This is a genomic window from Neobittarella massiliensis (ex Bilen et al. 2018) (assembly GCF_014269355.1).
In the GTDB taxonomy this organism is placed as follows: domain Bacteria; phylum Bacillota; class Clostridia; order Oscillospirales; family Ruminococcaceae; genus Neobittarella; species Neobittarella massiliensis.
Window position 1 is genome coordinate 219,623 of record NZ_JACOGI010000002.1, and the last position, 18,337, is coordinate 237,959.

Genomic DNA, 18,337 nt, shown 5'->3' on the forward strand with positions numbered 1-18,337 from the left:
CAAAGCAGCCGGCTCCACCCTGTAAAAACAGGCAAACAGCCGATGATAGTCCCGTGCTCTTGCCATCTTCCCGCACTTTGGGTATAATCGTATCAGGTTTTGCGCGACAGCACGCAAATACGCCCCGCTGCAATTTGCCGCTGCCCGTTATGCAGAAAAGCAGTTCGTCCCGCCTCCGCGGCGAGACGGATTTTTTTGCGAAAAAAAAGGAGACGACCATTATGGAGACCGAAATTCTCTACACCGACGACCTCGAGCTGCGCCCGCTTACCCGGCAAGATGTCTTTGCCGTGCACGCCTTGGCCAGCGACGAAGAGGTCGCCCGTTACATGCGCTTTACCGTGCACGCCACCCTGCGCGAGAGCGAGGAGCTGGTCAACGAGTACCTGCAGTCCCCCCAAAACCACCCCTTTGCCCTCATCGAAAAGCGCACCGGCGCCTTCGTGGGCGTGTTCGTGCTCAAGGGCCAGCAGGATGGCTGCACCTACGACATGACCGCCTTCAGCGGCAAGCCCTACTGGAACAAGGGCTACAACACCCAGGTGTTGGCCGCTATGCGCCGCTACGCCAGGCAGTTTCTGGGTGCCAAGGCGCTGGTGGGGCACGTGGTGGCCGGCAACACCGGCTCCCGCCGGGTACTCGAGAAGAACGGCTTTTCCCTGGTCGATACCCTGTATTTCGAGGACCTGCCCGAGGGGCTCTGCGTCTACCGCCTCGAGCTGTAGCCGCCCGCCCCGCCCTGTTTTGTAAGGAGGTACCCATTTTATGGACTTTATAAACGGCCTGCTGGGTCAGGCCAACGACTTTTTGTACAGCTTCGTGCTCATCGCCCTGCTCATGGCCGCCGGCCTGTGGTTCACGCTGCGCAGCAGATTTGTGCAGATCCGCATGCTGCCCGAGGCCATTCGCGCCGTCACCGAGAAAAATAAAAAAGGCGGCATGTCCTCCTTTCAGGCGCTCATGATCTCCACCGCCTCCCGGGTGGGCACCGGCAACATCGCCGGCGTGGCCACCGCCATCGCCGTGGGCGGTGCCGGCTCGGTGTTCTGGATGTGGATCATGGCCATCATCGGCAGCGCCTCCGCCTTTATCGAGAGCACGCTCGCCCAGGTCTATAAAACCAGAGATAAAGACGGCCAGTACCGCGGCGGCCCCGCCTACTACATCCAGCAGGCTCTGGGCCAGCGCTGGCTGGGCGTCGTGTTCGCCGTGCTGCTCATCCTCTGCTTTGCCTTCGGCTTTAACGGCCTGCAGTCCTATACCATCACCTCATCCTTTGCCTACTACGTCGGGCCCGGCTTTGCCAGTACCGCCATCCCCGTCATCGTCGGGCTGGTGCTGGCGGCGCTCACCGCCTTCGTCATCTTCGGCGGCGCCCACCGCATCGGCTTTATCAGCTCTATCGTGGTGCCCATCATGGCCATCATCTACATCCTGCTGGGCGTGTTCCTCACCGTCAAAAACGCCGGCCAGCTGCCGCAGATGTTCTCCACCATCTTCTCTCAGGCCTTCGATGTAAAGGCCATCTTCGGCGGCTTTGCCGGCTCGGTGGTGGTCACCGGTATCAAGCGCGGCCTGTTCTCCAACGAGGCCGGCATGGGCAGCGCCCCCAACGCCGCCGCCGCGGCCGATGTCTCCCACCCCGTCAAGCAGGGCCTGGTGCAAATGCTGTCGGTCTTTATCGACACCATCATCATCTGCACCACCACCGCCTTTATCCTGCTGCTCTCCGGCGTGCAGGGTTCCGAGCAGCTCAAGGCCCTGCCCTTTGTGCAGGCCGCCGTCAACAGCCAGGTGGGGGTCTGGGGCATCCACTTTATCACCTTCTCCATCTTTGCCTTTGCTTTCAGCTCCATCATCGGCAACTACTTTTACGCCGAGTCCAATCTCCGCTTTATCCGCGACAGCAAGGCGCTCACCAACGTGTTCCGCTGTATTGCGGTGCTGGCGGTGTTCCTCGGCGCCCAGGCCGATGTCGACCTGGTCTGGAACCTGGCCGATGTGCTCATGGGCCTCATGGCCACCGTCAACATCGTCGCCATCTTCCTGCTGGGCGGCCGTGCCCTCAAGGTGTTAAAAGACTACACCGCCCAAAAAAAGCAGGGCAAAGCCCCGGTCTTTATCGCCGAAGATGTCGGCATCACCGATACCGAGGTCTGGAAGCGCTAGCCCCGCCCATGCCGTGCCTGCACACAAAAAAAGAGCCCGGACGACCGACCGCGTCTGTCCGGGCTCTTTTTATGTGCCAAAGTTTTTTAAAAACTCTGTATGTCTCTTTACAATACGCCCTCAACAGGCGGCGCCGCTGCCTGCGCCTTTACACGCCCCGCTAAAACGCCTGTAAATAAGCGTCTGTGGTCGTTTTTGTAGGCGTGTCCGGTGGTGGCCGGTAGCTGCTTTTCCAGTGGCCGCTCCCGGGCTGAAAGAGGGCAAAATAGGGTGTCGGTATAAAGTTTACCGGCACACCCATCGCCCCAAACACCACCGCCAAGGCCAGCATCCCCGGTGCACATCGGCAGCCGCTCATCGTCCAGGTCAACACCGGCAGCGGCATCTGCGGCTTTGGCGAGGCGGGCGTCGCCTACACCGGCGGCGACGGGGCCGGCGGCCTGCTGCGGGATTTTGCCAAGTTCATCCTCGGCATGGGCCCCATGAACAGCGAAGCGGTGTGGAACACGCTCCACCGCCAGACGTTTTGGGGCCTGGGCGGTGGGGCCATCGTGTTCGCCGCCATCAGCGCCATCGACATTGCCCTGTGGGATATCCGCGGCAAGGCGCTGGGCGTGCCGGCCTACCAGCTGCTGGGCGGCAAGACCAACAGCAAGCTGCCCAGCTATGCCAGCCAAATACAGTTTGGCTGGGGCCCGGTGGGCACCGCCATGGTCGATTCCCAGGACTGTGCCAAGGCCACCCGCAAGGCGATGGCCGAGGGCTGTACCTGCGTAAAGGCCGATCCGGTCGGTCTTGACCTGCAGGGCAACTGGATGGCCGGGAGCAGCTACGGCCTGCTCAAAATCCAGCAGCTGCGGGTGGCCGCCACCCGCGCGGCCGGTGGCTCCGACCCCGCTATCATCATCCAGCTGCACGCTCTCACCGATACCGACACCGCCATACAGCTGGGCCGCGAGCTGGAGCAGTACCGCTGCTTTTATGATGAAGATCCCTCCCGACCACTCAACCCCAAACTGTACCGCACCACTGAAAAGAGCGTACAGATACCGCTGGCCACCGGCGAGCGGGTCTACTCCCGCTGGGGCTGCCGGCCGTTTTTAAAGACCGCACCCTCAGCATCATCCAGCCGGACCTGTGCAATACCGGCGGCCCCACCGAGGGCAAACAGATCTGCGACTACGCCCAGGTCTGCGATGTCGGGGTACAGGTCCACGTGTGCGGCAGTCCCATCTCCACTGCGGCGGCGCTGCAGCGCGAGGCGGTCATCCTCAACTTCGTCATCCACGAGCACCATCAACCCGCCCCGATACAGGGACAACATCGACGGCTGTAAGTACGGCTGCCAGCCCCAAAACGGCTGCTTCTCGGTGCCTGACCGGCCGGGCGTCGGGCAGGAGCTCACCGGCGACGGTATCGCCCGCTCCGAAGTCTCAACGGCAAAATAAAAAAGCGTGTCAAAGTCAAGATCACCCCTAAGAGGGGTGGCTTGATACGCGGCCTATAAGGCCGTAATACAGGTCAGCGCCTAAATAGCGCTGGCCTTCACTTTTGCTCAGGCCACGGTGGTTTGATTACTTGCTACCCTTAAAAGGGTCTCCGTACTCCTCCCGCCTTAAGCTATCTTCTACTTGGGCTTGCTTTTCTTGTTCTCGTATGTATTTTACTGCGGGCGCTGTATTGATTCCTACCGTGCTTACACAATACCCCGTCGTCCAGAAACTCCTCTTTCCAAACTTGTATTTCAAGTTCGCGTGCCGCTCCAATATCATCATGGCGCTTTTCCCTTTGCGATACCCCGTGATTTGCGATACTCTGTATTTGGGCGGGATGCTCACCAGTAAGTGGATGTGGTCGGGCATCATGCGCCCCTCTATGATCTCTATCCCTTTCCATTTACACAAAGCTTTTATGATTCCCTGTATATCCTTCCGTAGCTCGCTGTATATTATTTTTCTCCTATACTTCGGGGTAAAGACGATGTGATACTTGCATACCCATTTGTGTGTGCTAAACTATTCGCCACAGAGAAACATCCTTTTTGTTTTTGTTTGGTGGCCTGAACACGCACCACTCTATCAGATAGGATGTTTCTTTACTTATGCCTGAATCCCACCCGCATAGCGGGCGGTTATTGAGTCGGCGCCGACAGCCGCCGACTCTTTCCGCCCCGCCCCCGCACATATTTAAAACAGCAAAAAAGCGCCCCATCCCCGCGCTTACCCGGCCCCTTCTGCCCGCCTGGGGGGCCGGCGCTCACTTTGTCGGGCTCGTCTCCCGCCGGCTTTCGGCCGCCGCCCGGGTAATGGCCTTGTTTTTCCATCCGCCCTGAAAGTAGCGCCACAGCGAAATAGTCATCTCCACCAGGCAGCCGATGCCCATCGACACCCACACCGCCGCAAAGCCTATGCGGCCCACCAGCACAAACACCGCCGCCGTCTGCAGCGCCATGCCCGCGGTGGTGCACATCAGCAACAGCCGCATGTCGCCGGCGCCTTTTAAAAGCCCCTCAGCCACCAGCATAATCGCCTCGATAAACAGCACAAAGGCCACGTGGGTCAGGTGGTAGGTGCCGCCGGCGATCACCTGGGGGGCGCTGCCGGCGTCTACAAAAAGGCCGATCAGGTGGGGCCCCAACAGCTGCAGCAGCGCAAAGGTGCAGAGCGTTGCCGCCAGCGCCATCACGCAGCCGCAGCGAAAACCCTTTTTCACCCGCTCCACCTTGCCGGCGCCCATGTTCTGCGCCACAAAGGTCGATACCGCCAGCCCCAGGTTCATATTGACCACAAAGGCGATCGACTGGATCTTGTTGGCCGCCGTGTAGCCCGATACCAGCATGGGCCCCAATTTGTTGATCACACTCTGAAATAAGATCGAGCTGATCGACACCGAAAGCTCCTGTGCCGTCGCCGGCACCGCCAGCCGCACAATGGTTTTCAGCATGGCCATATCCGGCGCCCGGCGCTGCCCCGGCACAGAATACTGCCGCAGCCGCCGCAATATGTGCCCAAGGGCCAGCAGTGCGCACACCACCTGTGAGAGCACCGTGGCGACGGCCACCCCGGCCACCCCCATCCCAGATCCAATGACCAACAGCAGGTCCAGCACGACGTTTAAAAACGAGGCCAGTATCAGGTAGTAAAGCGGTGTTTTCGAATCCCCCAGCGCGCGGAACGCGCCGCTGACGGCGTTGTATAAAAACATCGGCGCCAGCCCGGCAAAATAGATGAACAGGTAGTCGGTGGCCATACCAATGGTCGCCGCCGGGGTGTTCATCAGTTGCAGCACCGGCCGCGCAAAGAGCATGCCCGCCGCCGACAGCACCACCGCCACCGCCAGGTTAAAAAACAGCGCGGTGGTCACCGATACCCGCACCGCACCGCGGTCACCGGCCCCCAGGTACTGGCTGGTCACCACCGAGCAGCCCATGCCCAGCCCGTTGGCCACCGCAATGGCCACAAACGCGATGGGGAAGGTGCCCCCCACTGCGCCTAGCGCCTCCGGTCCCACAAAGTTGCCCACCACGATCGAGTCCACCATGTTGTACAGCTGCTGAAAAATGTTGCCCAGCAGCATCGGCAGCGCAAAGAAAAAGATCCGCTTGGCGGGGCGCCCGGTGGTCATGTCCGCCTGCGGGTGCCCTTTTTCAAGTTTTGGCATGTTTTTGCCCCCTTTTTACAGTTTATTAACATTTAAAGCGCGCCCAAAATGCGCCACCGGTCACCGGCGCGCCGCCGGGCAGGCCTTTTTGGCCCATTGGGGTACAAAAAAAGCACCCCTATGAAAAGGGGTGCTTCGATCAGCAAAAAGCCCTAGATACAGGCGCTAGACCCGCCTGCAGCCACATCGGTCGCCAGTTGTCCAGCAGCCGACTGTATGAAAAATACTTTAACAGTGTATTACATTTTTGTCAATAGATTTTCAAAGTGCTTGTACTCTGCCAAACTCATGGTAAAATAAAACAAGACGGCGGCGCCCCCGCGCGCCGCGACCTACAGAAAGGGATCAACGCTTATGTACCAATGGCCAAACGGTCAGCCGGGCCAGCCCGGTCCGGCCTACCAGCCCTACCAGGGCTACACCCCCTACCAGCCGCCGGCTCCCTCCCCCATCGGGCCCGACGGCCGTCCCACCTTGCCCTACCTGCAAAAAAATGCCCGCAAGCTCTATAACACCGTGGGCCTGGGTCTCATCCTGCAAACAGCCATCATGTTCACCATCTCGCTGCTGTTTTCCATGGGCCTGCTGCTGTTTTCGCACACCCAGCTCTACAGCTGGCTGTACCAAAACTATCAGGGGCTCACCATGGCTCTTTCCATGGTGGCTGCCCTGGTCGGCAACCTCACCGCCTATTTCTTTATCAAGCGGTTTGCCGGCCTAAAGTCGCGCCAGGTGTTCGATTTTTCCAGGCTCAGGTTCAGCCACGTGCTCTTTGGCTTTATCGCCTGCCTGGGCGTCAACGGTGTGTTTTCGTTCCTGGTCGACCTGCTGGGTCAGGGGCTGCGCTCGCTGGGGCTCAACCCCACCACGCCCGATTTCTCGCTGGGCGTCGGCCTGGCCGCCGACGTCATCACCGTGCTCTACGTGGTCATCGTCGCCCCCATCACCGAGGAGCTGGTGTTCCGCGGCGCGGTGCAGACCAGCCTGCGCCGGTACGGGCACTGGTTCTCCATCATCGTCACCGCCCTGCTCTTTAGCCTCATGCACGGCAACCTCTATCAGGCCATCCCCACCTTCTTTATGGCGCTGGTCATGGGCTATGTGGCCGACCGCAGCGGCACGGTGCTCCCCACCATCCTCATCCACATGCTCAATAACGGTTTTGCCCTGTTTCAAACTGCGGGCCTGGTCAGCGACCGGGTCATGTACATCATCATGGGCGCCATCATGATCGCCGGCGTGCTCATCGTGCTGCTCTCAAAATTTTACAAAAAGGTCCCCGCACCCGACCCGGCCATCCACCCAAGCCTGCGCTGGCAGAGCCTCTGCTCCTCCTGGAGCTTTTGGGTCACCATCGCCGTCTACCTGCTGCTCATCTTTTTTGTCTATATGTAAGTAGACCGGCAGTAGACAGGCGCCGCGCTCCCGGCCGCGCCTGTCAAAACAAAGCGCCCGGCACAGATACTCTGGTATCTGTGCCGGGCGCTTTTTGTGCTGTCTGTCATCCCGCCACCGGCTCGGCAGTCCCTGTCTGTGGCCTTTCGGCTCTGCCGCGCGCTCAGGGCTCCTTGGCGCTGATGCCGATGGTCTTTTCGTACTGGGGGCTGTAGCGCGCCAGCAGCGCCTTTTGCTCCTTGGCGCTGGGCATCATGTACTGCACCAGCGCGTGGAACGGGGCCGAGTGGTTGGGGTACACCAGGTGGGCGTACTCGTGCACCAGCACATAGCGGGCGCACTGCAGCGGTGGGTGCACCAAAAATTTATTGAGGATGATCTTCTGCGACCCGGTGTGGCAGCTGCCCCACCGCGCCCGCATCCACCAGCCGGTCACCGGCACCTTGGGCACGCCCAGCGGGGAAAACAGCGGCGCGATCTCGTCGTTCAGGGTGTCAAACAGCTGCTGCGCATACACGTCCAAAAAGCGGCGAAAAGCCAGCATGCGCCCCTTGGTATCCGAGCGCGCCGGGTACAGGATCAGGTGGTCCCCCTGCAGCACCCCGGGGCCAAACTGGCTGGCCGAGGCCGGCGGTTGTCCCGCCCCCAGCTCAATGGTGATGGTGCGCCCGAGCAGCTGCACCTCATCGCCGATCTGGCAGCTAAAGTCCGGCGGCGCCACCTGCACCGTGTCCAGTGCCCGCTGCCGTGCCCGCAGTATCCAGCGGGCCTTTTTGCACACAAAGGCGTCTATCTCCTGCTGGGGCAGGTGGTGCGGCGCCGATACGGTCACAGTGCCGTCCGGCTGGATGCGCAGATTCAGATTTTTAACAGATTTGCGGGTCAGCTCATAGGTGATGCTGCCCTGCGGTGTCTCGGCAGTATACTGCATAACTCTTCCTAACCAGGTGCACAGGTGACCCTGTGCGTTTCAAAAAGTGTACATTTCCTTTATTGTACTAGACTTTTTGCGCCCAGACAAGCCGCCGGGGCGACAAAATCGTGCTTTTTTTGTCCAGTTGACAGCTTTTTGTTGCCGCGGTATGATAAATAAACACCAAATTCAGGGCACAAGTGCTTAAAATATGTGCACAGTACCAGCTCGTGCGGGGGCCTTCTTGGCAGAAATGGAGAAGTATATGCAGCAGACAGAGGCGAGAAAAAAGCGCCAGATGCTCGTCATCACCGGCGCTTACGGCTTTTACTACATGGGGTACACCTCGGCGTTCTCCTTTATGATGGTGTTTTTGACCTCCAGCGGATATAAAGACGCCCAGACCGGCATCATCTACTCGCTCATGGCCCTCATGAGCCTCATCACCCAGCCCATCCTGGGCTTTTTGTCCGACTCCAAGATCCCCATCAAAAAGCTGGTGCTCTGCCTGCTGGCGGCGGCCATCCCTTTTGGTTTCGTGCTGCCGGTGGCGGCGCGCTCCTATGCGCTCGTCACCGCGTCGGTGCTGATCCTGGCCTTTTTTGACCAGTCGCTCATGGTGCTCATGGATTCCTGGACCTACATGGCCCGCGAGCAAAACGACAAGATCGTCTACAGCGTGGCCCGCGGTATGGGCTCGTTCACCAGCGCCATTACCGGCCTTATCATGGGCAGAGCCATCGCCGGTTTCGGCGCCGCCTCCATCTTCTGGTTCCATGCCGGCTTTATGGCCGTCGCGCTCATCATCGCCCTGTGCTTCGACAGCGTCCCCTGCAAAAACAAGACCTCCAGCGAATCGGGGGTGCAGGGCTACAGCTTGCCCCAGGCCTTTGGCGTGCTCTGCCGCAACAAAAAGTATATGCTCATGCTCGGCGGGCTGCTGCTGTTAAACATCGGCAACCGGGCGGTGGTCACCTATCTGCCCATGATGATCCGCAACTTCGGCGGCGGCGCGGCCGAGCAGGGCCTGTCCATCACCATGCTCACCATCGGTATCTTTCCGGTCATGCTCGTCTACCCCTACCTGGCCCGGCGTTTTCGGGTAGAAAAACTTTTGTCGGTGGCCTGTGTGCTGGTAGTCTGCCGGGTGCTCTCCATGGCAGTGGTAAACGATCTGCACGTGGTGGTGTATATGCAGCTGCTCGAGGCGTTGGCTTTCGGCCTGTATAATCCCTCTCTTATCGAGTACACCTCGCAGATCGCCCCCGCGCAGCTGCGCTCGTCGGCCATCACCATCTCCAGCGCCGTGCAGGTGGCTGTCTGCGGCATCGTCGGCAATATGCTGGCCAGCGCCTTTATGCAGTTCTGGTCGCTCAAAGCCATGTACACCGTCTACACCGTCATGGCCGTGCTGGGCCTGGTGCTCATGGCCGCCAGCATCAAAACGCCGCATAACACCGCTAAAAAACAAGAGGTCGCCGCCTAAAAAGTGGCGGTATCCCCACACAAAAAAGCGCCGGCGCGTCAGATACAGGCAGCGCCGGCGCTTTTGCCGGCAGTTGCGCCCGGTGTCGTTTTCAGGTAAAATAGACCTGTACCGCCAACAGAGAGGAAGACCAGACATGACCTCAGAGAAGATAAAGCGCATCAACGAACTGGCCAAAAAGGCCAAAGCCGAGGGCCTCAGCGAAGATGAAAAGCAGGAGCAGCAGCGCCTGCGGCAGGAATATGTGGCCGAGTTCCGCGGCGACTTAAAGCGTCAGCTCGACGCCATCGAGATCGTAGAGCCCGACGGCAGCAGGCACAAGATCGTGCCCAAAAAGCCGTCCAAAAACTAGCGTAGCACCGCTTGGGGACTGCTGTGTTGGCAGTCCTCTTTTTTGGCAGAACTGTATATATTGCCAAAAATAATACGATAAGTAATAAAAATCCACCTATATACCCGCATACAGCAGAGAGACGGCCCGCCGCACGGGCCTAAAAAAGAGGAGCAGACCATTGGAACAGGCAGATATGCAGCAGGCCAAACAGCTGCTTGGCCGCTACTACGGCTACACAGATTTTCGCCAGGGGCAACAGGAGACGGTGGCCGCAGCCCTGGCCGGCCGCGACGTGCTGGCCATCATGCCCACCGGGGCAGGCAAATCTATCTGTTATCAGCTGCCGGCGCTGGTGCGGCCGGGTATCGCGCTGGTGGTCAGCCCGCTCATCTCGCTGATGAAAGACCAGGTGGGGGCGCTGGTGCAGATGGGGGTGCGGGCCGCCTACCTAAACAGCTCCCTGAGCTGGCCCCAGTATCTGCGGGCGCTGCAAAATGCCCGCGACGGGGTGTATAAGATCATCTACGTGGCGCCGGAGCGACTGCTCACCCCCGATTTTTTGGACTTTGCCAGCGCGGCGAACATATCGCTGCTGGCCGTCGACGAGGCCCACTGCGTATCCCAGTGGGGCCACGATTTCCGCCCCAGCTACCTGCAGATCCCCCAGTTTTTGCAGCGGCTGCCCCACCGGCCGCCGGTGGCCGCCTTTACCGCCACCGCCACCGATACGGTGCGCCGCGATATCCTGGAGATACTCGACCTGCAAGACCCCTATACCATCATCACCGGCTTTGACCGCGAAAACCTCTATTTTGGGGTCGAGCAGCCCCGCGACCGGTTGGGCTGGGTGCAGCACTACGCGGCCAAAAATGCCGATAAGTGCGGTATCATCTACTGTTCTACCCGCAAAAATGTCGAGCAGGTGTGCGCCGCGCTGGTGGCCGCCGGGGTCCCCGCCACCCGTTACCACGCCGGGCTCGAGCCGCAGGAGCGCCGCCAGAACCAGGAGGACTTTCTCTTCGATAAATGCCGGGTCATGGTGGCCACCAACGCCTTCGGCATGGGTATCGACAAGTCCAACGTGGGCTATGTGCTGCACTACAACATGCCCAAAGATATGGAGAGCTACTACCAGGAGGCCGGCCGTGCCGGCCGCGACGGCACCCCCGCCCAGTGTATCCTGCTCTACAGCCCGCAAGACCTGCGCACCAATCAGTTCCTCATCGAAAACAGCCAAGAGGAGAGCGAACTGGCCGAGAAAGACCCGCAGCTGGCGCAGGAACTGCGGCTGCGCGCCTACCAGAAGTTGCGCCAGATGGAGCGCTACTGCACCGGCACCAACTGCCTGCGGCAGACGATCCTGGCCTATTTTGGCCAGCAGGCGCCGCCCAGCTGTGGCGGCTGCTCGGTCTGCCTGGGCGACTACCGCACCGAGGATATCACCGATCTGGCCCGCCAGGTACTGCTGTGTGTACAGAGCGTGGGCGGGCGCTTTGGGGCCGGGGTGGTATCCGACATCCTCCACGGCAGCCAGAGCAGCCGCGTACAGCAGTTTTCACTCGAGGATAACCCCCATTTCGGCGCGCTCGCAGCATATAGCTTGGCCACCATCAAAGAGCGCATTGGCCAGCTGGTCAGTCAGGGGGTGCTGCAGGTCACCCCGGGCCAATACCCGCTGCTGCGGTTTGGCCTGGGGGCCCGGCCGGTACTGGAGGACGGTCAGCAGGTATTGGTAAAGACCCGGCAAAAGACCCGTGAGGCCACCCGCCGCGCCGCCGACAGCGGCGATTACGACACGCAGCTGTTCGAGCGGCTGCGCGCGCTGCGGCAAAAACTGGCCCGCCAGCAGAGCGTGCCGGCCTACGTGGTGTTCACCGACGCCACCCTGCGCGGTCTGGCAGCAGCCAAGCCCCACACCGAGCAGGAGATGCTGGCGGTCTCCGGTGTGGGCGAGGCCAAGGTCCGCCGGTATGGCCAGGCGTTTTTAGAGGAGATCACCACTTACACAGACGGGCAACAATAAAAAAGAGCGGCGCTTTGGCGCCGCTCTCGTATTTTAGGGGCATCTGCCGGTGTGTATGGCCCCCGCCTGTATGGGCCAAAGGCGTCCGCTTGTCTCCGTCCCGCGCTGGCTGTCGCGGCAAGCGGTGTCAGGCCAAAAACAGCCCGCCGCACGCCCCTCTAGGCAGCGGATGATCAAAGCGGCGCTTCCCCACCCGCAAAAAAAGAGAGCACAACACAGTACTCTCTTTTTATCTCACCAGCTCTTGCCCGGCAGCGCTACAGCTGTACGCGCTCCATAAAGGCTTTTACCCGGGCCGGGTCGATCTGTTTGAACACGTCGCCGTCGTACTTAAAGCTCGAGCCCACGATCGCGCCGTCGGCAATGGCCAAAAAGTCGCCCGCGTTGTCGGCGTTGATACCGCTGCCGAGCAGTACCGGCACGCTGCCGCTGTTCTGTTTAAATTCCTCCACCTGCTCCAGGGTGGGGTTTTGGCCGGTCACCACCCCGGTCACGATCAGGGCGTCGGCGCCTTCCTCAATGGCGGCGTGGATGTTGTCTTTTATGGCCGAAGGCACCAGCGGCTCGGTGTGCTTGGTGTTGATATCGCAAAACAGCAGCGTATCGGCGGGGTAGCGGCCCTTCTCGCGCATCAGCACCGGCGCGGCCGGATAGGTGATACCGTGGGTGCCCACCCGGGTCTCTACAAAGGCCTCGACCCGAATAAAGTCGCCGCCGGTGGCATAAGCCATGGCCCACTCCTCTTTGGCGCAGTTGAACTGCACGTTGATCCCCAGGGGCATATCGGTCTTTTCACGCAGCCGGGCCGCAATAGAGGTCATCGATGCCAAGGTGATAAAGTCGTTGTCGGTGCCGTACGGCACGTCGCCAAAATTCTCGATGATGGCCGCGCTCACGCCGGCTCTCTGCAGGTTTTCCAGGTCCTCTACCGCCGCCCTGTACACCGCGTCCAGTTCGCCGCCGTAGCGGGGCGAACCGGGCAGGGGCTGCAGGTGGACCATGCCGATAATGGCTTTTTTGCCGCCGAACAAATCGCTGAATGTGCGCATAGATGCTCTCTCCTTCTATCTGGCTGTGCTGTATTTTTTTGCAGTCATAAAACCGTTTCCAGTGTAGCATTTTTATGGAATGGTTGCAATTCTTTTTGCGGATTTATTGATTATTTGTGCGAAGTGTAATATGATGAAACGAGAAGTGAGGTGGTATAATGAGTGCGCAAACTGGTAGCGAGGTGGTGCTCGCCCACTGTAAACAGGCGCAGGCGATCGCCCGCCGCGCCTTTGCCCGGGTGCGGGCCGAGATCGTCCCCGGTATGACCGAGCGCGAGATCAAAAAACGGGTGGAGATGTACCTCATCGACGAGGGGGCCCACTCCTTTTGGCGCTATGGTATCGGCGCCACCGTCCATGTGGGGCCGCGCACACTGCAGTCGGCCTCCACCCGGCAGTACGCCGTCACCGACACTCCGGTGGGCGCCGACGACTGCGTGGTGATGGATCTGGCCCCGGCTGTACACTGGCAGTGGGGCGACTTTGCCCGCACCGTATTTTTGCAGGGGGGCCAGGTGGTCACCGACTATAGCCGCCTGCGCGGCGAGCTGGCCGCCGGTATCGCCGAGGAACTGCACCTGCACCAGGTGCTGCTGCACACCGCGCGGCCGCAAATGACCTTCAGCCAGCTGTTTTCGGTGCTCAGCCGTCAGATCAAAGACGACGGCTTTCAAAATCTCGACTTTGCCGGCAACCTGGGGCACTCGGTAGAGCGCGACGAGAAAAAGCGCCGCTTTTTGCTGCCCGACTGCCACCAGCGCCTGTGCGACTGCGCCGCCTTTACTTTCGAGCCCCACATTGCCCGTGCGAATGCGCCCACCCGCGGCTTTAAGCGGGAGAACATCTACTATTTTACAGACGACACACTGGAGGTGCTTTGATGAAAAATTTTCAGGAGTACACGGCGGCACAGAACATGGCCCGTCAGGCCATTGACCGCCTCAAGCAGGAGATCCGCCCCGGCATGACCGAGCGCGAGATCAAAAAGCTGGCCGAGATCTACCTCATCGAGAACGGCTCCACCTCGTTTTGGTACCACGGTATCGGCGCGCTCATCCACGTGGGCGAGCGCTCGCTGGTCAGTCAGGGCGGCCGCGAGTACCGGGTCAGCGATACCGCCGTCAAAGAAAACGATGTCATCACCCTCGATTTAGCCCCCACCCTCAACACCTGCTGGGGCGATTTTGCCCGCACCATCTTCGTCGAAGATGGCCTGCCGGTGCAAAATTATGCCGACCTCAAACAACCCGACCACCAGCGCGGCATCGAGGCCGAGCTCAAGCTCCACCACTACCTCATGGAGACGGTCACCCCCGACACCACCTTCGAGGAGCTGTTTGCCAACGCCAACGCCCTGATTATTGCCCTGGGCTTTGAAAACCTCGACTACGCCAACAATCTCGGCCACTCGGTCGAGATCCTGCAGCAGGACCGGGTGTATATCGAAAAAGGCAACGCGCACAAGCTCAGTGAGTATGTGGGCTTCACTTTCGAGCCCCACATCAGCTGCCCCGGTACCGGTTTCGGCGTCAAGCGCGAAAATATCTACTACTTCGGCGATGACGGCAAGCTCTGCGAGCTCTAGATCGCCGCGCCCATACCCCCTCATGACCCCCAGCTACATAGCCGGCGGCCCCGCCGCCAGAAAGAGAGGCCCCATCTATGTCTGTTATCGATACTCGGCGCAGCATCCGCAAGTATACCGCCCAGTCGGTCGCCAAACACACCATCGAGCAGCTCATCGCCGCCGCCTGCCTGGCCCCCTCGGCCAGAAACCAGCAGCCGTGGGATTTCCTGGTGGTCACCGACCGCCAAAAGCTCGATGCGATCCCCACCGTGCAGCACTCCTGCGCCTTTATCAGCCAGGTTCCGGCGGCGGTCATCGTCTGCGGCGACCGCCACAAAAACGAGCGCTTTTGGCCGGTAGACTGCGCCGCCGCCACCGAAAATCTGCTGCTCAAAGCCGCCGAGCTGGGTCTGGGCAGCTGCTGGTGCGCCATCTATCCTCTGGAGCAGGAGATGGCCGGCTTTAAACAGCTGTTCGGCCTGCCCGATCAGGTCGAGGCCTTTTCTCTCATCGTGCTGGGCTACCCGGCCGAAGAAAAACCGCAGCCCGACCGCGACCCTGCCGGCCACACCCACTGGGAGCAGTGGTAGCGCTGGCTGCCACACTGCCCTGTTAGCAAGATAAACCGCATATCCATGCGGTTTTATGCTGCCGCGAAGCGATTGACAGCGGCGCTCAAAACCGGTACACTACACAGTGTAAAGACGGGCCGCCAGGCGCAACTGCCCGGCGGCCCCGCCCATTAGCCACCACACCGATTTTTGGAGGAACTGTTTATGGAGAAGAGACCTGTCATCATCGACTGCGACACCGGAACCGACGACGCGATCGCTCTGGTTGCGGCACTCAACTGCGACGCACTGGACGTGCGGGCCATCACCTGCGTTTCCGGCAATGTAGACCTGTGCTACACTGCCCCCAACACCCTCAACCTCTGCCGCATGCTGGGCTTCGACGTAAAGGTGGCCCAGGGCTCGCCCAAACCCATCTGCCGCGACCTAAACGATATCCGCCTGGTCGGAAACGAGGACGAAGGGACCATCTCCACCCACGGCCAGACCGGTATGGGCAACGTCACGCTGCCCCAGTGTGGCGGCGACTTCTACGAGAAAAACGCCGTCGAGACCATCTACGAGGAGGCGCTGGCCTGCGGCGGCAAGCTCGAGCTCATCGCCGTCGGTCCCATGACCAACGTGGCGCTGGCCCTGCTGTGCCACCCCGACTTAAAAGACCTCATCGCCCACATCTGGTTCATGGGCGGCGCAGCCTACGGCGGCAACACCACCGCCGTGGCCGAGTTCAACATCCTCTGCGACCCCGAGGCCGCGCACCTGGTCATGCAGAGCGGCATCGATATGACCATGGTCGGCCTCGACGTCACCGAGAAGGCGGCCGTACCCGACGCCGCCTGCGACGAGATCCGGGCCATCGGCACCAAAGACGCCACCGTGGTCGCCGATATCCTCGACTTTATGCGCATGCGCCGCGACGAGTACGGCGGCGAGGACACGCTCATGCACGACGCGCTGGCGGTGGCCGCCGCCTGTGTGCCCGGAGTGGTAAAGACGAGCCGCTACTTCGTCGATACCGAGTGTGCCGGCACCTACACCTTTGGCCACACCTTTGTCGCCAAAGACGACCGTTTTGGCAAATTTACGCCCAACTGCAACGTGGCCGAAGAAGTCGATATGGATATCTTCCTCGGCTGGCTCAGATCCTGCATCCAAAACAGCAAAAAACGCGCCTAGACCGCGTATCACGCTACAGCTGGGGGCCTGCCGCCCCCGGCTGTTTTGGCCTAAAAACAGAGAGGGGCAAACGAGCGATGGAAAAGGTGACCCGTATACTCAGAGAGAGCGACGTGGCAGAGCTGCTGGACATGCAGCAGTGTATCGACGTCATGGACCGCACGCTGCGCGAGGTCTGGGCCGGGCAAACGGTCAACCTCCAGCGGGATATGATCCCCCAACCGGCGGGCAACATGTTCGCCATCATGGGCTCCAGTCTCACCGCCCAGCAGCGGGCCGGCTGCAAAGTGATCGTGTTCCCCGGCCAGCAGGCCAAAATGGCCGGCAGCAGTCAGGGCATCATCCCCATTTTCGACACCCAGACCGGCCGTCTGCTGGCCATCGTCGACGGCGAAGGGGTCACCGGGGTGCGCACCGCCGCCACCAGTGCTGCCGCCACCCGGGCGCTGGCCCGTGAAGACGCCCAAACGCTGGCCATCCTGGGGGCCGGGCGCATCGGCCGGCTGCACGTGCAGGCCATCTGTGCGGTGCGCGCAATCAAAAAGCTCTATGTGTGGGATATTGCCGAGGCGGCCACCGCCGGCTGCTGCGACTGGGCGCAAAAAGAGTTTGGCCTCGAGACGGTGCGCTGCCAAACGGCCCAGCAGGCGGTGGTCGACGCCGATATCATCTGCACCGTCACCCAGGCCAGCGAGCCGGTGGTGCGGGGCGAATGGCTTAAGCCGGGCGCCCACATAAACGCCGTGGGCGCCTGCGCCCCCCAGGTGCGGGAGGTGGATACCGCCACCATCCAGCGGTCCAGCGTGTTCGTCGACTGGGCCGAGGCCGCACTGCGCGACACCGGCGACCTGGTGCTGCCCATCAGGGAAGGAGCCTTCACTCCCGACAGCCTGGCCGGCGAGATCGGCGCTGTGCTGGCCGGCCAACTGCCCGGCCGCCGCAGCCGGGACGAGATCACTTTGTTCGAGTCGGTGGGTATCGCCGTCGAAGACCTGGCCGCCGCCCAGCTGGTGTACGAGCGGGCCCAGCAGCAAAACAGGGGCGCGCTCTTTACCTGGTGACTTTCCGCGCGCTCCACCAAACTAAAAAGAGGACCGCACTTTAAGTGCGGTCCTCTTTTGTCACAGCGAGCGGAGCGGCCCCACCCGCGGCCCCCGGCCACTGTGCCCGCCGATCTGTCCACATAAAAAGGGGCGGCCCGCCATGTGCGGGCCGCCCCTTTTTACCTGCGGGTGGGCAAAAAGATTACCTGCTGCGCACCGCCCGCACTGCGTCCATAAACGTCTTTACGTGCGCGGGGTCCACATCGCCGGTATCTTTGTAGGTATCTTTAAAGTAGCTGCCCACAATGGCCGCGTCGGCGTGGGCGAACTGCTCCCCACAGCTCTCGGGGGTCAGCCCGGCGCCGATCACCAGCGGCGCCCGGTCGCCGATGAGCTGGCGAAACGCGCGGATCTTCTCGATATCGGTGGCGATGCCGGTGCCGGTGCCGGTCACCACGATGGCGTCACACCGCCCCAGCGCGATATCCATGTCCTCCTCCAGGCTGCGGCCCGACAGGTAGGGCTGATACTTAAAGCGCACCCCGCCGATAAGGAAGGCGTCGCTCTGCCGGCGCAGATGGTTTATCTCCTCGCCGTAGGCCCCGTCGTCCTCCGGCTTTAGGTGCCCGGCCATCGAGTCGATCTGGATGAATTTTACCCCGTACTGCGCCGCCAGGCTAAAGGCGCGGCGGTAGTCGTGCAAAATGTTCACCCCGTACACGATATCCGGCCGCTGCGCTACAATATAGCGCAGCACCCGCTCCACGTCGTCGGCGGTGCCGAAGTAGTCCTCCACGATCACCGCGTCCGCCCCGCCCGCCAGCAGCAGGTCCAGCTCTCGCACCGCCCGCTCAAAGCGCTCGTCGGCAGTCTCGCCCTTTAAATGCAGCATGGCCATAATGGGCTTGTCGTGGGCAAACAGGTCTAAAAAGTTTTTGTTCTTCACACAG

Annotated in this window: 17 protein-coding genes; 12 read left to right on the forward strand and 5 right to left on the reverse strand. The window is 61.0% G+C overall.

Annotation, left to right across the window (positions count from 1 at the left end; translation table 11 throughout):
* Positions 1 to 221: 221 nt before the first annotated feature.
* The 3 genes from H8K20_RS10140 (at position 222) to H8K20_RS10150 (ending at position 3,617) form a co-directional block, all read left to right on the forward strand.
* Positions 222 to 725, forward strand: coding sequence for a GNAT family N-acetyltransferase (locus tag H8K20_RS10140; RefSeq protein WP_105205098.1), 504 nt, complete (start codon positions 222 to 224; stop codon positions 723 to 725).
* A 40-nt stretch (positions 726 to 765) separates the two neighbouring features.
* On the forward strand, positions 766 to 2,169 hold the full coding sequence (locus H8K20_RS10145; protein WP_186488343.1) for an alanine/glycine:cation symporter family protein: 1,404 nt from the start codon (positions 766 to 768) through the stop codon (positions 2,167 to 2,169).
* A gap of 329 nt (positions 2,170 to 2,498) precedes the next feature.
* Entirely contained in the window at positions 2,499 to 3,617 is a 1,119-nt protein-coding gene (locus H8K20_RS10150) for an enolase C-terminal domain-like protein (protein ID WP_475600692.1), read from the forward strand.
* A 126-nt stretch (positions 3,618 to 3,743) separates the two neighbouring features.
* Here the strand turns inward: H8K20_RS10150 and tnpA are convergent, their stop codons facing one another.
* The gene (gene tnpA, locus H8K20_RS10155; protein ID WP_186488536.1) at positions 3,744 to 4,151 is read right to left on the reverse strand and encodes an IS200/IS605 family transposase; all 408 of its coding nucleotides are present in this window, start codon (positions 4,149 to 4,151) and stop codon (positions 3,744 to 3,746) included.
* Between the two features lie 274 nt (positions 4,152 to 4,425).
* Positions 4,426 to 5,829 carry an MATE family efflux transporter gene (locus H8K20_RS10160; protein ID WP_186488344.1) on the reverse strand — a complete coding sequence of 468 codons (1,404 nt, stop codon included), beginning with the start codon at positions 5,827 to 5,829 and terminating at the stop codon, positions 4,426 to 4,428.
* A gap of 354 nt (positions 5,830 to 6,183) precedes the next feature.
* Here H8K20_RS10160 and H8K20_RS10165 point away from each other — a divergent pair, with 354 nt between their 5' ends.
* Positions 6,184 to 7,224, forward strand: a complete 1,041-nt coding sequence (locus tag H8K20_RS10165; RefSeq protein ID WP_105205102.1) for a CPBP family intramembrane glutamic endopeptidase — start codon at positions 6,184 to 6,186, stop codon at positions 7,222 to 7,224.
* A 163-nt stretch (positions 7,225 to 7,387) separates the two neighbouring features.
* Here the strand turns inward: H8K20_RS10165 and H8K20_RS10170 are convergent, their stop codons facing one another.
* Positions 7,388 to 8,155 (reverse strand): M48 family metallopeptidase, encoded by a 768-nt coding sequence (locus tag H8K20_RS10170; RefSeq protein ID WP_186488345.1) that lies wholly within the window; start codon positions 8,153 to 8,155, stop codon positions 7,388 to 7,390.
* A 247-nt stretch (positions 8,156 to 8,402) separates the two neighbouring features.
* Here H8K20_RS10170 and H8K20_RS10175 point away from each other — a divergent pair, with 247 nt between their 5' ends.
* The 3 genes from H8K20_RS10175 (at position 8,403) to recQ (ending at position 11,980) form a co-directional block, all read left to right on the forward strand.
* Positions 8,403 to 9,623: an MFS transporter gene (locus tag H8K20_RS10175; RefSeq protein ID WP_164998213.1), complete on the forward strand. Its 1,221-nt coding sequence runs from the start codon at positions 8,403 to 8,405 to the stop codon at positions 9,621 to 9,623.
* Between the two features lie 136 nt (positions 9,624 to 9,759).
* The gene (locus H8K20_RS10180; protein WP_105205105.1) at positions 9,760 to 9,975 is read left to right on the forward strand and encodes a DUF896 domain-containing protein; all 216 of its coding nucleotides are present in this window, start codon (positions 9,760 to 9,762) and stop codon (positions 9,973 to 9,975) included.
* 160 nt (positions 9,976 to 10,135) lie between these two features.
* Positions 10,136 to 11,980: a DNA helicase RecQ gene (gene recQ / locus H8K20_RS10185; RefSeq protein WP_341480836.1), complete on the forward strand. Its 1,845-nt coding sequence runs from the start codon at positions 10,136 to 10,138 to the stop codon at positions 11,978 to 11,980.
* 257 nt (positions 11,981 to 12,237) lie between these two features.
* Here recQ and H8K20_RS10190 read toward each other — a convergent pair whose 3' ends face one another.
* Positions 12,238 to 13,029 (reverse strand): BtpA family protein, encoded by a 792-nt coding sequence (locus tag H8K20_RS10190; RefSeq protein ID WP_186488346.1) that lies wholly within the window; start codon positions 13,027 to 13,029, stop codon positions 12,238 to 12,240.
* 158 nt (positions 13,030 to 13,187) lie between these two features.
* Here H8K20_RS10190 and H8K20_RS10195 point away from each other — a divergent pair, with 158 nt between their 5' ends.
* The 5 genes from H8K20_RS10195 to H8K20_RS10215 all read left to right on the forward strand — a co-directional run bounded on the left by H8K20_RS10195 (position 13,188) and on the right by H8K20_RS10215 (position 17,405).
* Positions 13,188 to 13,910 carry a M24 family metallopeptidase gene (locus H8K20_RS10195; protein WP_105205107.1) on the forward strand — a complete coding sequence of 241 codons (723 nt, stop codon included), beginning with the start codon at positions 13,188 to 13,190 and terminating at the stop codon, positions 13,908 to 13,910.
* The gene (locus H8K20_RS10200; RefSeq protein ID WP_105205108.1) at positions 13,910 to 14,614 is read left to right on the forward strand and encodes a M24 family metallopeptidase; all 705 of its coding nucleotides are present in this window, start codon (positions 13,910 to 13,912) and stop codon (positions 14,612 to 14,614) included. The genes H8K20_RS10195 and H8K20_RS10200 overlap by 1 nt, the downstream gene beginning before the upstream one ends.
* A 77-nt stretch (positions 14,615 to 14,691) precedes the next feature.
* Positions 14,692 to 15,186 (forward strand): nitroreductase family protein, encoded by a 495-nt coding sequence (locus H8K20_RS10205; protein ID WP_186488347.1) that lies wholly within the window; start codon positions 14,692 to 14,694, stop codon positions 15,184 to 15,186.
* Between the two features lie 186 nt (positions 15,187 to 15,372).
* Positions 15,373 to 16,344: a nucleoside hydrolase gene (locus H8K20_RS10210; protein ID WP_105205110.1), complete on the forward strand. Its 972-nt coding sequence runs from the start codon at positions 15,373 to 15,375 to the stop codon at positions 16,342 to 16,344.
* A gap of 77 nt (positions 16,345 to 16,421) precedes the next feature.
* Entirely contained in the window at positions 16,422 to 17,405 is a 984-nt protein-coding gene (locus H8K20_RS10215; RefSeq protein WP_186488348.1) for an ornithine cyclodeaminase family protein, read from the forward strand.
* Positions 17,406 to 17,589: 184 nt separating this feature from the next.
* Here H8K20_RS10215 and H8K20_RS10220 read toward each other — a convergent pair whose 3' ends face one another.
* Positions 17,590 to 18,333 carry a BtpA/SgcQ family protein gene (locus tag H8K20_RS10220; RefSeq protein ID WP_341480837.1) on the reverse strand — a complete coding sequence of 248 codons (744 nt, stop codon included), beginning with the start codon at positions 18,331 to 18,333 and terminating at the stop codon, positions 17,590 to 17,592.
* Positions 18,334 to 18,337 lie beyond the last annotated feature (4 nt).